Origin of the sequence: Streptomyces sp. NPDC126510, assembly GCF_040302345.1 — a bacterium.
In the GTDB taxonomy this organism is placed as follows: domain Bacteria; phylum Actinomycetota; class Actinomycetes; order Streptomycetales; family Streptomycetaceae; genus Streptomyces.
The window spans coordinates 263449-277767 of sequence record NZ_JBEORR010000007.1; the positions used below are offsets into that span (position 1 = coordinate 263449).

At 71.0% G+C, this 14319-nt stretch carries 10 protein-coding genes; 7 read left to right on the forward strand and 3 right to left on the reverse strand.

What is annotated here, in order from left to right; genetic code table 11:
• Positions 1-31 precede the first annotated feature (31 nt).
• The 3 genes from ABTX60_RS12225 to ABTX60_RS12235 form a co-directional block, all read right to left on the reverse strand.
• A complete protein-coding gene (locus tag ABTX60_RS12225; protein WP_352096982.1) occupies positions 32-1219 on the reverse strand; it encodes a sulfotransferase family protein in 1188 nt (395 codons plus the stop codon).
• 108 nt (positions 1220-1327) lie between these two features.
• Positions 1328-3370: a glycoside hydrolase family 31 protein gene (locus ABTX60_RS12230; protein WP_352096983.1), complete on the reverse strand. Its 2043-nt coding sequence runs from the start codon at positions 3368-3370 to the stop codon at positions 1328-1330.
• A gap of 99 nt (positions 3371-3469) precedes the next feature.
• On the reverse strand, positions 3470-4483 hold the full coding sequence (locus ABTX60_RS12235) for a LacI family DNA-binding transcriptional regulator (protein ID WP_352096984.1): 1014 nt from the start codon (positions 4481-4483) through the stop codon (positions 3470-3472).
• Positions 4484-4832: 349 nt separating this feature from the next.
• On the opposite strand from ABTX60_RS12235, the gene ABTX60_RS12240 reads away from it, so the two are divergent.
• From ABTX60_RS12240 to ABTX60_RS12270, 7 genes are all read left to right on the forward strand, one after another.
• Entirely contained in the window at positions 4833-6809 is a 1977-nt protein-coding gene (locus tag ABTX60_RS12240) for an acyl-CoA dehydrogenase family protein (protein WP_352096985.1), read from the forward strand.
• 96 nt (positions 6810-6905) lie between these two features.
• Positions 6906-8162, forward strand: coding sequence for a 1-deoxy-D-xylulose-5-phosphate reductoisomerase (gene dxr / locus ABTX60_RS12245; protein WP_352096986.1), 1257 nt, complete (start codon positions 6906-6908; stop codon positions 8160-8162).
• A complete protein-coding gene (locus ABTX60_RS12250; protein WP_502992312.1) occupies positions 8159-9463 on the forward strand; it encodes a M50 family metallopeptidase in 1305 nt (434 codons plus the stop codon). The genes dxr and ABTX60_RS12250 overlap by 4 nt, the downstream gene beginning before the upstream one ends.
• Positions 9464-9631: 168 nt before the next feature.
• Positions 9632-10789 carry a flavodoxin-dependent (E)-4-hydroxy-3-methylbut-2-enyl-diphosphate synthase gene (ispG, locus tag ABTX60_RS12255; RefSeq protein ID WP_352096987.1) on the forward strand — a complete coding sequence of 386 codons (1158 nt, stop codon included), beginning with the start codon at positions 9632-9634 and terminating at the stop codon, positions 10787-10789.
• A 177-nt stretch (positions 10790-10966) separates the two neighbouring features.
• Positions 10967-11815, forward strand: a complete 849-nt coding sequence (locus tag ABTX60_RS12260) for a GNAT family N-acetyltransferase (protein WP_352096988.1) — start codon at positions 10967-10969, stop codon at positions 11813-11815.
• Between the two features lie 90 nt (positions 11816-11905).
• A complete protein-coding gene (locus ABTX60_RS12265) occupies positions 11906-12436 on the forward strand; it encodes a GNAT family N-acetyltransferase (RefSeq protein WP_352096989.1) in 531 nt (176 codons plus the stop codon).
• Positions 12437-12542: 106 nt separating this feature from the next.
• Positions 12543-14243, forward strand: coding sequence for a proline--tRNA ligase (locus ABTX60_RS12270; protein ID WP_352096990.1), 1701 nt, complete (start codon positions 12543-12545; stop codon positions 14241-14243).
• The last annotated feature ends 76 nt before the right edge of the window (positions 14244-14319 follow it).

Below are 14319 nucleotides of genomic sequence, written 5' to 3' on the forward strand. Positions count from 1 at the left end.
CCCGTCGGGCGGGCCGGGGCAGGCCGTGCCGTCAGGCGCGGTCGACCTCGGCCCGCAGCGCTTCGTACTCGGCGAAGGCGGACTCGACCGCGTCGCGGGTGAGGCCGTAGCGGGACAGGTCGTAGGTGTGCCTGCGGGTGCCCTTCGGGCGGGCGACGGCCGCGGGAAGCCGGGCCGCCTCGGTCTCGGTCCACCGGGCGCCGACGGCCGCGTAGAGCTTCGGCGCGCCGGACGCCGGGTCGGAACCCAGCCAGGCGTACGGGGCGTCCACCAACTGCTCCGGCGGGACGGCCGCCCGGGCCGCGAGACCGCGCGTCATGGCCCGGCTCAGCAGGCTCAGCCAGGTGGCTCCGATGCCGGCCAGGTCGACGGGCCGGGTGCTGACGGCCATGCCGTGCTCGATCAGGGAGCAGAAGGACGCCACGGCGGTGACCGGGTCGCGGTGGCACCACACGATCGTGGCGTCGGGGAACACCGTCAGCAGCGCGTCCAGGTTCTCCAGGTGCATGGGGGACTTCAGCATCCAGCGCCGCCGCGGCCGGCCGTACTGGAGCACCTGGTAGACCTGCTTGAGGTACCGGTAGTCGGCGGTGAAGTCCCGCTCGCAGTGCCACGCCAGGTACGCGGGGAGCCGGGCCTGGGAGAACGGCATCAGGGCGTGCGGCAGCGCGAACGTGCACTCCTCGGGGCCTTCGGCGGCCATCGCGTGGATGTCACGGAAGCGTGGCGCGAACAGGTCCGTGCCCCGCACCATCCGGCGCCCGGCCGCGATCGCCCGGCGCCGCTGCCGGGGCGGCAACTCCAGGTCCGGCGCGAGCAGTTCCCACAGCAGAGGAGACCGGTGCTCCTGCGAGACCGACAGCACGGAGTGCGTGACGGTGGTCGCGGTACGGGGGAGCCCCACGACGAACACCGGCCGCTCGACCGTCTCCCGCTCGATCTCGGGGTGCTCGGCGATCAGCCGCCGCACCCGCGCCCGGTTGGCGAGGTGCCGCCGCACGTGCCCCTGCGCGGCCTGCCAGCCGACCGGAGTGAGGTGCTCGGCCTGCGCCCACCAGCCCAGCAGCGCCCGGAAGTCGTCGACGAACTCCCGGTCGCCCGGCGCCTCCCCGGCCTCCACCACGATCCGGTCGAAGATCCGGCCGGGGTTCCGGCGGGAGCCGAAGGCGGGCCGCAGTGCCAGGTCGGCGAGGGTGAGGGCGAGCGGAGACGAGGGCACGCCGAGAACCTAGCCCTTTCACCTGTGTCGCACAGGAGAGAAGTCGGTCGACCGTCACGCGGGGGTGGCCGGAAGACCTCCATCGATCCGGCCACCCCTCGGGCACGGCTACTCCGCCACAGGCAGCCGTGCCCCGTCCCGCAGGAAGAGCGGGATCCGGTCCAGCGGGGCGTCGACCGTCACGGCCTGGCCGCCCCCGTACGTCTCACCCGTCCACGCGTCCGTCCAGGACGCCCCCGCCGGCAGGTACGCCGTACGGACCGTGGCGCCGGCCGTCAGTACCGGCGCGACCAGCAGGTCGGGGCCGAACAGGTAGGAGTCGTCGACCGACCAGGCCGTCTGGTCGTCCGGGAACTCCAGGAACAGCGGCCGCATCACCGGCAGCCCCTCCTCGTGGGCGGCGCGCATGACGTCCAGCACATACGGCTTCAGCCGCTCGCGCAGCCGCAGGTACCGCTCCAGGATCGCCCCGGCCTCCTCGCCGTACGACCAGACCTCGTTCGGGCCGCCGGTCATCTCCGGGCCGAGCGGCATGCCCGGGTCGCGGAAGCCGTGCAGCCGCATCAGCGGGGACAGCGCGCCGAACTGGAACCAGCGGACCATCACCTCCCGGTAGGCCGGGTCGTCCGGGTCGCCGCCGTGGAAGCCGCCGATGTCGGTGTTCCACCACGGGATGCCCGACAGGGCCGTGTTGAGACCGGCCGCGATCTGGCGGCGCAGGGTCGGGAAGTCGGTGCCGATGTCACCGGACCACAGGGCGGCGCCGTAGCGCTGACTGCCCGCCCAGGCCGAGCGGTTGAGGGTGACGATCTCCTCCTCGCCGGTGGCGGCCAGGCCCTCGTGGAAGGTGCGGGCGTTCTCCGCCGGGTAGGCGTTGCCGACCTCCAGGCCCGGCCCCGCCCAGTAGCGCAGGTTCTCCTGGAAGCCCGGCTTGAGCTCGGGCTCGCAGGCGTCCAGCCAGAACGCCGTGATGCCGTACGGGTCGAGGTAGTTCTCCTTCACCTTCGACCACACGAACTCCCGGGCGTCCGGGTTGGTGGCGTCGTAGAAGGCCACCTGGACCGTGGAGGCGACCTCCTTGTCGGGCCAGTCGGCGTGCGCCATCGGCCCGTACTGGGTGCCGATGAAGTACCCGCGCTGCTCCATGACCGGGTGGTTCTCGCTGAGCGGCGACACCGAGGGCCAGACGCTCACCACCAGCTTGATGCCGAGCTCGTCCAGCTCGCGCACCATCGCCGCCGGGTCGGGCCACTCCTTCGGGTCGAACTTCCACTCGCCGAGGTGCGTCCAGTGGAAGAAGTCGCAGACGATCGCCGAGATGGGCAGCCCGCGCCGCTTGTACTCCCGGGCCACCGCCATGAGCTCGTCCTGGGTGCGGTAGCGCAGCTTGCACTGCCAGAAGCCCGCCGCCCACTCCGGCAGCATCGGGCTGCGGCCGGTCACCGCGCTGTAGCGGCGCTGGCCGGTCGCCGGGTCGCCCGCGGTGATCCAGTAGTCGATCTGCCGGGCCGAGTCGGCGACCCACCGGGTGCCGTTGTGCGCCAGCTCCACCCGGCCGATCGCCGGGTTGTTCCAGAGCAGGGTGTAACCGCGGCTGGAGGTCAGCACCGGGATGCCGACCTCGGCGTTGCGCTGGACCAGGTCCAGGACCAGGCCCTTCTGGTCGAAGCGGCCGTGCTGGTGCTGGCCGAGGCCGTAGAGCTTCTCGTCGTCGTAGGCGGCGAAGCGCTGCTCCAAGCGGTGGTGGCCGTTGCCGACGGCCGTGTAGAGGCGGGAGCCGGGCCACCAGAAGTGGGCGCGGTCCTCGGCGAGGATCTCTGCGGAGTCCTCCGTCCGCAGGAAGCGGATCAGGCCCTCGGCGCTCACCTCGACGGTGAGCGCACCGACGGTCAGCAGCCCGGTGCCGTCCTCGATCTTCACCGTGGCCGGCGTCGCGGGAACCTCGTCGAGCAGGGCGCCCGGGAGTCCCTCCAGGACCGGACCGCCGAGCCGGGCACGCACCCGGACCGCGTCCGGACCCCATGGTTCGATCCGGAGGGTCTCCTGGCGGCCGCTCCACTCCAGCGCACCGCCCCGCTCACGGAAGGTGCCGACGGTCGGGGAGGACTGCGCCAGACTCACCTGGGGCTGGGTTTCGACAGGCTGATTCACGCGTGCTCCTGTGCTCCTGGAGGAGTGCGGACATGGGGTGCAGGCATGGCGGTGCCCCGCGAGCAGGGCGGTGTTCAGAACGAGTGGGAGACGGGGCGCCTACGACCGGCTCGGCGCCGGACCCGTGCTCCCTCGTACCGTCAGCTCGGGCGCGATCAGTACGACCTCGTCGCTGCCGCGCCCGTCGAGCTTGGCGACCAGGTGGTCCACGGCGTGCCGGCCCATCTCCTGCGCGGGGATGGCCACCGACGTGAGCCGCACCGAGGCCTGCATCGCGACCTGGTCGGGGCAGATCGCGACCACCGACACGTCCTCCGGAACGGCCCGGCCCTGCTGCCGCAACAGCGCGAGCAGCGGCTCGACCGCCGACTCGTTCTGCACGATCAGTCCCGAGGTGTCCGGGCGTTCGTCGAGGATCCGGGCGAGGGTGACCGCCATCGCGTCGTACCCGCCCTCGCACGGCCGGTGCAGCAGCCTGACGCCCAGCTCCCGGGACCGGGACCGGAGCCCCTCGAGGGTGCGCTCGGCGAAGCCCGTGTGCCGCTCGTAGACGGCCGGGGCCTCCCCGATGACGGCGATGTCCTGGTGCCCCTGCTTGGCCAGGTGCTCCACGCACAGTGCGCCCGTCGCCCGGAAGTCCAGATCGACGCAGGTCAGCCCCGAGGTGTCGGCGGGCAGCCCGATCAGTACGGACGGCTGGTCCGTCGCGCGCAGCAGGGGCAGCCGCTCGTCGTGGAGTTCGACGTCCATGAGGATCATGCCGTCGGCGAGCCCGCTGCCGGCCACGCGGCGCACCGCGTCCGGGCCCTCCTCACCGGTGAGCAGCAGCACGTCGTACCCGTGGGCGCGGGCGGAGGTCGCCACGGCGATGGCGATCTCCATCATCACGGGCACGTACATGTCCGTGCGCAGCGGGACCATGAGCGCGATGATGTTCGACTTGCTGCTGGCCAGGGCGCGGGCCCCGGCGTTCGGGTGGTACCCGAGCTCGCGGATGCTCCGCTCGACCCGCTGCCGGGTGTTCGCGGAGATGGACCGCTTGCCGCTGAGGACATAGCTCACCGTGCTCGCCGAGACTCCGGCGTGCTGGGCGACCTCGGCGAGGGTGACCATCCAGCTCTCCAAGTTCTTGTGAAGCGCTTCGACAGTGCGCGTTGCTGATAAAGGTGCGTGAGAGTGGTTCGACAGTAGCTTCAGCGAGAGTGAGTGTCCATAGTCAGTCGAAGCGCTTCGATGCGGGTTTTCGTGAGCGCTCTCGACGCGGGAACCGGCCAGGGGGACGACCCTTCGATGCAACACCGTCGTCAGGCGCCCGACAAGTGCCGGGCACGCTCCACCCCCTTCGGCTGAACGGACGCGCGAGGACTGGTGGGAGCGTCCGGATTCGGGTACCAACGATCCAGTAGCACTGGTCGGTAACGAAACGATCCTCCATCTTCCTAGTTGCGGCGAGGTGCCCCTCATGTCCGCTTCCACCACCCCCTCTTCCCGTCCCGCCGTCACCGAGCGGGAGGCCCGTGAGGTGGCGGAGGCCGCCCGGGAACAGCACTGGCGCAAGCCCAGCTTCGCCAAGGAGCTGTTCCTCGGCCGCTTCCGGCTCGACCTCATCCACCCCCACCCCCTCCCTGCCGACGAGGCGGCCCAGCGCGGCGAGGAGTTCCTCGCCAAGCTCCGCGACTTCGTCGAGACCAAGGTCGACGGTGCCCTCATCGAGCGCGAGGCCCGGATCCCCGACGAGGTGATCGACGGCCTGAAGGAGCTCGGCGCCTTCGGCATGAAGATCGACACCAAGTACGGCGGGCTCGGCCTCGGGCAGGTGTACTACAACAAGGCGCTCGCCCTGGCCGGCTCCGCGAGCCCCGCGATCGGCGTGCTGCTCTCCGCGCACCAGTCGATCGGCGTGCCCCAGCCCCTGAAGCTGTTCGGCACGCAGGAGCAGCGCGAGCGCTTCCTGCCGCGCTGCGCCCGCACGGACATCAGCGCCTTCCTGCTCACCGAGCCCGACGTCGGCTCCGACCCGGCCCGCCTGGCCACCACCGCGATCCCGGACGATGGGGGCACCTCCCGCTCGAGCGGAGCCGAGAGTGGGGGAGACTACGTCCTCGACGGGGTGAAACTGTGGACCACCAACGGCGTCGTCGCCGACCTGCTGGTCGTGATGGCCCGGGTCCCGAAGTCCGAGGGCCACCGCGGCGGCATCACGGCCTTCGTCGTCGAGACGAACTCGCCGGGCGTCACCGTCGAGAACCGCAACGCCTTCATGGGCCTGCGAGGCATCGAGAACGGCGTCACCCGCTTCCACCAGGTCCGCGTCCCCGCGGCCAACCGCGTCGGCGAGGAGGGCCAGGGCCTGAAGATCGCCCTGACCACCCTCAACACCGGGCGGCTGTCGCTGCCGGCCTCCTGCGTCGCGGCCGGCAAGTGGTGCCTGAAGATCGCCCGGGAGTGGTCGGCGGCCCGCGAGCAGTGGGGCAAGCCCGTCGCGCACCACGAGGCGGTCGGCTCGAAGATCTCCTTCATCGCGGCTACCACCTTCGCCCTGGAGGCCGTGACCGACCTGGCCTCCCAGATGGCCGACGAGGACCGCAACGACATCCGCATCGAAGGCGCCCTCGCCAAGCTGTACGCCTCCGAGATGGCCTGGACGATGGCCGACGAGCTGGTCCAGATCCGCGGCGGACGCGGTTTCGAGACGGCCGACTCCCTGCGGGCCCGCGGAGAGCGCGGCGTCCCGGCCGAGCAGCTGTTGCGCGACCTGCGCATCAACCGCATCTTCGAGGGCTCCACCGAGATCATGCACCTGCTGATCGCGCGTGAGGCCGTCGACGCCCACCTCTCGGTCGCCGGCGACCTCATCGACCCCGAGAAGTCCCTGGGCGACAAGGCCAGGGCCGGCGCGAACGCGGGCGTCTTCTACGCCAAGTGGCTGCCGAAACTGGTCGCGGGCCCCGGCCAGCTCCCGGCCTCCTACGGCGAGTTCAAACACGACGTGGACCTCTCCGGCCACCTGCGCTACGTCGAGCGCACCGCCCGCAAGCTGGCCCGCTCCACCTTCTACGCCATGTCCCGCTGGCAAGGCCGGATGGAGTCCAAGCAGGGCTTCCTCGGCCGGATCGTCGACATCGGCGCCGAGCTGTTCGCCATGAGCGCGTCCTGTGTGCGGGCCGAGCTCCTGCGCAGCCAGGGCGACCACGGCCGGGAGGCCTACCAGCTGGCCGACGTCTTCTGCCGCCAGGCCAGGATCCGCGTCGAGGAGCTCTTCACCCGTCTGTGGACCAACACCGACGACCTCGACCGCAAGGTCGTCAAGGGTGTCCTGTCCGGCACGTACGAGTGGCTGGAGCAGGGCATCGTCGACCCGTCGGGCGAGGGCCCCTGGATCGCGGACGCGACACCGGGACCGAGTCGGAAGGAGAACCTCCACCGGCCGATCCGGTAGACCCGGCCTTCCTGGGGGCGTGCACCGATATGGCGCGCGCCCCCGGGAAGGGGATGCGCTGTCCTCACACACCGGCCTTACGGCAACAATGGAGCAATGAGCGACAGTCCAGCCCCCCTCGCCGACCCGCACCTCGTCTACGACCCCGTAGCGGGCAGTGGCCCGAAGGACGTGGTGATCCTCGGCTCCACCGGGTCCATCGGCACCCAGGCCATCGACCTCGTGCTGCGCAACCCCCACCGCTTCCGCGTCACCGGCCTGTCGGCCAACGGCGGCCGCATCGCCCTCCTCGCCGAGCAGGCGTACCGGCTGCGGGTGCGGACGGTCGCGGTCGCCCGCGAGGACGTCGTACCGGCCCTGCGCGAGGCGCTCACCGCTCAGTACGGCCCCGGCGAGCCGCTCCCCGAGCTCCTCGCCGGCCCGGACGCGGCCACCCACCTGGCGGCGTCCGAGTGCCACACCGTCCTGAACGGCATCACCGGCTCCATCGGACTCGCCCCGACCCTGGCCGCCCTGGAGGCGGGCCGGACCCTGGCGCTGGCCAACAAGGAATCGCTCATCGTCGGCGGCCCGCTGGTCAAGGCCCTCGCCAAGCCCGGGCAGATCATCCCGGTCGACTCCGAGCACGCCGCCCTCTTCCAGGCCCTGGCCGCGGGCACCCGCGCCGACGTCCGCAAGCTGGTCGTCACCGCCTCCGGCGGCCCCTTCCGCGGCCGCAGCAAGGCCGAGCTCGCGAGCGTCACCGTCGAGGACGCCCTCGCGCACCCCACCTGGGCCATGGGCCCGGTCATCACGATCAACTCCGCGACCCTCGTCAACAAGGGCCTGGAGGTCATCGAGGCGCACCTCCTCTACGACATTCCCTTCGACCGCATTGAGGTGGTCGTGCATCCCCAGTCGTATGTCCACTCGATGGTTGAGTTCACGGATGGATCGACACTGGCCCAGGCGACCCCGCCCGACATGCGCGGGCCCATCGCCATCGGCCTCGGCTGGCCCGAGCGGGTGCCCGACGCGGCCCCCACCTTCGACTGGAGCAAGGCCTCGACCTGGGAGTTCTTCCCGCTCGACAACGAGGCCTTCCCCTCGGTGAACCTCGCCCGGCACGTCGGCGAGCTCGCGGGCACCGCCCCGGCGGTGTTCAACGCGGCCAACGAGGAGAGCGTGGAGGCGTTCCGCCAGGGGGCGCTGCCCTTCAACGGGATCATGGACACCGTCACCCGGGTCGTCGAGGAGCACGGCACCCCGCGTACGGGAACCTCGCTCACCGTGTCGGACGTCCTCGAAGCGGAGACCTGGGCGCGGACCCGGGCCCGGGAACTGGCGGCACAGACGGCGGAGGCCCGTGCATGACGACCCTGATGTTCATCCTCGGCATAGTCCTCTTCGCGGTCGGCCTGCTCGTCTCGATCGCGTGGCACGAGCTGGGGCACCTGTCCACCGCCAAGCTCTTCGGCATCCGCGTGCCGCAGTACATGGTCGGCTTCGGCCCCACGATCTTCTCGCGCAACAGGGGCGAGACGGAGTACGGCATCAAGGCCATCCCGTTCGGCGGCTACATCCGCATGATCGGCATGTTCCCGCCCGGCCCCGACGGCCGCATGGAGGCCCGCTCCACCTCCCCCTGGCGCGGCATGATCGAGGACGCCCGCACCGCCGCCTACGAGGAACTCCAGCCGGGCGACGAGAAGCGCATGTTCTACACACGCGCTCCCTGGAAGCGCGTGATCGTGATGTTCGCGGGCCCCTTCATGAACCTCGTCCTCGCGGTGGCGCTCTTCCTCACCGTCCTGATGGGCTTCGGCATCACCCAGCAGACCACCACGGTCAGTTCGGTCTCCCAGTGCGTCATCGCGCAGAACGAGAACCGCGACAAGTGCGAGAAGGGCGACCCGGCCGCCCCCGCCGCCGCCGCGGGCCTCAAGGCCGGCGACAAGATCGTCTCCTTCGACGGCGTGAAGACCGACGACTGGAACAAGCTGTCCGACCTGATCCGCGCCACCCCCGGCAAGGAGGTGCCGATCGTCGTCGACCGCAAGGGCCAGGACGTCACCCTGCACGCGAAGATCGCCACCAACCGGGTCGCCAAGAAGGACGCGAGCGGCCAGATCGTCGAGGGTCAGTACGTCCAGGCCGGCTTCCTCGGCTTCAGCGCCGCCACCGGCGTGGTCAAGCAGGACTTCGGCGACTCCGTGACCTGGATGGGGGACCGCATCGGCGAGGCCGTCGACTCCCTCGCCGCCCTCCCCGGCAAGGTCCCGGCCCTGTGGAACGCGGCCTTCGACGGCGCCCCGCGCGAGGCCGACTCCCCGATGGGCGTGGTCGGCGCGGCCCGCGTCGGCGGTGAGATCTTCACCCTCGACATCCCGCCCACCCAGCAGCTGGCCATGGCCCTGATGCTGGTCGCCGGCTTCAACCTCTCGCTGTTCCTGTTCAACATGCTCCCGCTGCTGCCGCTCGACGGCGGTCACATCGCGGGCGCGTTGTGGGAGTCGCTGCGCCGCAACACGGCCAAGGTGCTGCGCCGGCCGGACCCGGGCCCCTTCGACGTGGCGAAGCTCATGCCGGTCGCCTACGTCGTCGCCGGGATCTTCATCTGCTTCACGATCCTGGTTCTGATCGCAGACGTCGTCAACCCGGTGAAAATCTCCTAGTCATACGGCGTTCACGGCGGCCCGGCAGGCTTTTCGCCGGGCCGCCTCCCATTGGGTGGCACGGCGGGTGGGATGTGCTCGCCCCGAGGCATGTGCCGTAATCTCGAAGCTCGGAGCCCGCTGCTCACGGGACCGGACCTTGATCCACGACTTGGGGTTGCACAGCAGATGACTGCGATTTCTCTCGGCATGCCGTCCGTTCCGACCAAGCTCGCCGAGCGCCGGAAGAGCCGCAAGATCCAGGTCGGATCCGTGGCCGTCGGCGGAGACGCCCCCGTGTCGGTGCAGTCGATGACCACGACGCGCACCTCCGACATCGGCGCGACCCTCCAGCAGATCGCCGAGCTCACCGCCTCCGGCTGCCAGATCGTCCGGGTCGCCTGCCCGACCCAGGACGACGCCGACGCCCTCGCGACCATCGCCCGCAAGTCGCAGATCCCGGTCATCGCCGACATCCACTTCCAGCCGAAGTACGTCTTCGCGGCCATCGAGGCCGGCTGTGCGGCGGTCCGCGTCAACCCCGGCAACATCAAGCAGTTCGACGACAAGGTCAAGGAGATCGCCAAGGCGGCCCGGGACCACGGCACCCCGATCCGTATCGGCGTCAACGCCGGCTCCCTCGACCGGCGCCTGCTCCAGAAGTACGGCAAGGCGACCCCCGAGGCCCTGGTCGAGTCGGCCCTGTGGGAGGCGTCGCTCTTCGAGGAGCACGACTTCCGCGACATCAAGATCTCCGTCAAGCACAACGACCCGGTCGTCATGATCGAGGCCTACAAGCAGCTCGCCGCCCAGTGCGACTACCCGCTGCACCTCGGCGTCACGGAGGCGGGCCCGGCCTTCCAGGGCACGATCAAGTCGGCCGTCGCCTTCGGCGCCCTGCTCTCCCAGGGCATCGGCGACACGATCCGCGTCTCGCTGTCCGCGCCGCCGGCCGAGGAGGTCAAGGTCGGCATCCAGATCCTGGAGTCCCTGAACCTCAAGGAGCGCGGCCTGGAGATCGTCTCCTGCCCGTCCTGCGGCCGCGCCCAGGTCGACGTCTACAAGCTCGCCGAAGAGGTCACTGCCGGCCTCACCGGCATGGAGGTCCCGCTCCGCGTCGCCGTCATGGGCTGCGTCGTGAACGGCCCCGGCGAGGCCCGCGAGGCCGACCTCGGCGTCGCCTCCGGCAACGGCAAGGGCCAGATCTTCGTCAAGGGCGAGGTCATCAAGACCGTCCCCGAGTCCAAGATCGTGGAGACCCTCATCGAAGAGGCCATGAAGCTCGCCGAGCAGATGGAGAAGGACGGCGTGATCTCGGGCGAACCGTCGGTGGCGGTCGCGGGCTGATCCCTTGGCATCGGCGGTTTCCCAGTGCCCCGTCTTTCAGGGGCGCGGGGAACCGCGCGCCCGGCCACGTCGAACCCGCACTCGCTGCCGAACCGTTCCCCCCGAGCTCCCAGGCGTTGCCCCAAGCGGCGCAGCTATAGTGCGGAGACCAGCAACCCCAGTTCGTGAGGCCCGCACGTGTTGACGCAGACCACCTCACGGGTCCTCGAACCGAGCGACCTGGACGCCGCGCTCGCCGTCCTCGACCGCGAGCCGGTCGCGAACGCCTTCGTGACGTCCCGCGTCCAGATCGCCGGACTCGACCCGTGGCGGCTCGGCGGTGAGATGTGGGGCTGGTACGAGGACGGCATACTCACCTCCCTCTGCTACGCCGGCGCCAACCTGGTCCCGATCTGTGCGGGCCCGCGCGCCGTGCGCGCCTTCGCCGACCGAGCCCGCCGGGCCGGTCGCCGCTGCTCCTCCATCGTCGGCCCCTCCGGTGCCACATCCGACCTGTGGCGGCTCCTGGAACCCCAGTGGGGCCCGGCCCGCGACGTCCGCCGCCACCAGCCGCTCATGGTCACCGACCGCCTCCCGGACGGCATCACCCCGGACCCCTACGTCCGTCGCGTCCGCAAGGACGAGATGGAGACGATCATGCCGGCGTGCGTGGCGATGTTCACCGAAGAGGTCGGCGTCTCCCCGCTGGCCGGCGACGGCGGCCTGCTCTACCAGGCCCGCGTCGCCGAACTCGTCGGCTCCGGCCGCGCCTTCGCCCGCTTCGACGCGGACGGCAAGGTCGTCTTCAAGGCCGAGATCGGCGCCGCGACGGACCGCGCCTGCCAGATCCAGGGCGTCTGGGTGGCCCCCGAATACCGGGGCACCGGCATGGCGGCTCCCGGCATGGCGGCGGTCCTGCGCTACGCCCTGGCCGACGTCGCCCCCGTGGTCAGCCTGTACGTCAACGACTTCAACACTCCGGCCAGGAGGGCCTACCAGAGGGTGGGCTTCCGGGAAGTGGGAGCTTTCATGAGCGTCCTGTTCTGAACCGCCCTCAGGGGCGCGGGGAACTGCGCGCTCAGCCACATCCGGCCTGCACCCGGCACGGAACGGGAACCCCCCTGTAGGCTCCCCGCCATGGACCTGGTGATCGGCCCACTCGACCTCTCCGCCCACGTGGACGAAGCGCTGGCCGTCCAGGCCGTGGCCTTCGGCCTGGGCCCGGACGAGGTGGCCGTCCGCCGCCAGATCGTCCTGCGCCACATGACCTACCCGGGCGCCAGGGCCCTCGGCGCCAGCACCGCCGAACGCCTGGTCGGCTTCGTCTACGGCATGCCCAACGACCGCACCCACTGGTGGTCCACCGTCGTCGAGCCCTACCTCCGCGCCCAGCACAACGACCACTGGCTCGACGACTCCTTCGTGATCACCGAACTGCACGTCCACCCGGCGTACCAGAACCGCGGCCTGGGCCGCTCCCTGATCACCACGATCACCGACGGCGCCGACGAACCCCGCTCGATCCTCTCCGCGATCGACACCGACAGCCCGGCCCGCGCCCTCTACCGCTCCCTTGGCTACCAGGACCTGGCCCGCCAGGTGCTCTTCCCCAGTGCGCCGAAGCCGTACGCCGTGATGGGCGCCCCCCTGCCCCTGCGCCGCGCATAACCGATTTCCACCCTCGCGCACCCCCCGGATAACCTCCTGCCATCACCTTCCCCCGCTCTCGGCTCCGCTCGAGCGGGGGACCCCCAGCAGCAGGAGCAGAGGAACCATGGCAAACGCACCGGTCCAGCGCATGTCCCAGTTGTTGGCGAAGACGTTGCGCGACGACCCGGCGGACGCCGAGGTCCTCAGCCACAAGCTCCTCGTCCGCGCCGGCTACGTACGTCGCACCGCCGCCGGCGTCTGGAGCTGGCTGCCCCTCGGCAAGAAGGTGCTGGCCAACGTCGAGCGGATCGTCCGCGAGGAGATGGACGCCGTCGGCGCCCAGGAGGTCCTGCTCCCCGCCATCCTCCCGCGCGAGCCCTACGAGGCCACCGGCCGCTGGGACGAGTACGGCCCCGAGCTGTTCCGGCTGCAGGACCGCAAGGGCGGCGACTACCTCCTCGGCCCCACCCACGAGGAGATCTTCACCCTCCTGGTGAAGGACCAGGCGTCCTCCTACAAGGACCTGCCGGTCATCCTGTACCAGATCCAGAACAAGTACCGCGACGAGGCCCGGCCCCGCGCCGGCATCCTGCGCGGCCGCGAGTTCCTGATGAAGGACTCCTACTCCTTCGACACCGAGGACGAGGGCCTCGCGAAGTCCTACGCCCTGCACCGTGAGGCCTACCAGAAGATCTTCGCGCGCCTGGGCCTCGACTACCGCATCTGCGCAGCGACGGCCGGTGCGATGGGCGGCTCCAAGTCCGAGGAGTTCCTGGCCCCGGCCGAGGCCGGCGAGGACACCTTCGCCGACTGCCCCAACTGCGACTTCGCCGCCAACACCGAGGCGATCACGTACGAGTTGAAGCCCGTCGACGCCTCGGACGTGCCGGCCGCCGAGGACATCCCCACCCCCGACACCCCGACCATCGAGACCCTCGCCGCCCACCTCGGCGTCCCGGCCTCGGCCACGCTGAAGAACCTCCTCGTGAAGGTCGACGGCGAGATCGTCGCCGTCGGTGTCCCCGGGGACCGCGAGGTCGACATGGACAAGGTCGAGGCACACTTCGCCCCGGCGGCTGTCGAGCTGGTCACCGAGACGGACTTCGCCGCCCGCCCCGACCTGGTCCGCGGCTACGTCGGACCGCGGGGCCTGGACAAGGTCACGTACATCGCCGACCCGCGCGTCGCCCCCGGCACGGCCTGGATCACCGGCGCCAACAAGGCCGGCACCCACGCCAAGAACGTCGTCGCGGGCCGTGACTTCGAGGTCGACACCTACGTCGACGTCGTGGTCGTGCAGGAGGGCGACCCCTGCCCGAAGTGCGGCACGGGGCTGGTCCTGGACCGCGCCATCGAGATCGGCCACATCTTCCAGCTGGGCCGCAAGTACGCCGACGCCCTCAAGCTCGACGTCCTCGGCCAGAACGGCAAGCCGGTCCGCGTCACCATGGGCTCCTACGGCATCGGCGTCTCCCGCGCGGTGGCCGCCCTCGCCGAGCAGAGCGCCGACGACAAGGGCCTGTGCTGGCCCGCCGAGGTCGCCCCGGCCGACGTCCACGTGGTCGCCGCCGGCAAGGCCCTCCAGACCGAACTGGCCCTGGACATCTCCCAGAAGCTGGCCGCGGCCGGTGTGCGCGTCCTGGTCGACGACCGCCCCGGCGTCTCCCCGGGCGTCAAGTTCACGGACTCCGAGCTGATCGGCGTACCGCAGATCCTCGTGGCCGGACGGCGCGCGGCCGACGGCGTGGTGGAACTGAAGGACCGCCGCACCGGCGAGCGCGAGGAGCTGACGGTCGAGGAGGCCGTCGCCCGCCTCACGGCGTAGCCCCGGGAGGGCCGTTGCGACGCGGCAACGGCCCATGGCCGGCGTCGATGCCGCTGTGAGCGCCCCGGAGGCGGAG

Bases quoted from the DNA above. Each gene is read 5' to 3' on its own strand.
- ABTX60_RS12240 (WP_352096985.1), top strand. From the start codon at position 4,833: ATGTCCGCTTCCACCACCCCCTCTTCCCGTCCCGCCGTCACCGAGCGG.
- ABTX60_RS12250 (WP_502992312.1), top strand. From the start codon at position 8,159: ATGACGACCCTGATGTTCATCCTCGGCATAGTCCTCTTCGCGGTCGGC.
- dxr (WP_352096986.1), top strand. From the start codon at position 6,906: ATGAGCGACAGTCCAGCCCCCCTCGCCGACCCGCACCTCGTCTACGAC.
- ABTX60_RS12235 (WP_352096984.1), bottom strand. From the start codon at position 4,483: ATGGTCACCCTCGCCGAGGTCGCCCAGCACGCCGGAGTCTCGGCGAGC.
- ABTX60_RS12270 (WP_352096990.1), top strand. From the start codon at position 12,543: ATGGCAAACGCACCGGTCCAGCGCATGTCCCAGTTGTTGGCGAAGACG.
- ABTX60_RS12265 (WP_352096989.1), top strand. From the start codon at position 11,906: ATGGACCTGGTGATCGGCCCACTCGACCTCTCCGCCCACGTGGACGAA.
- ispG (WP_352096987.1), top strand. From the start codon at position 9,632: ATGACTGCGATTTCTCTCGGCATGCCGTCCGTTCCGACCAAGCTCGCC.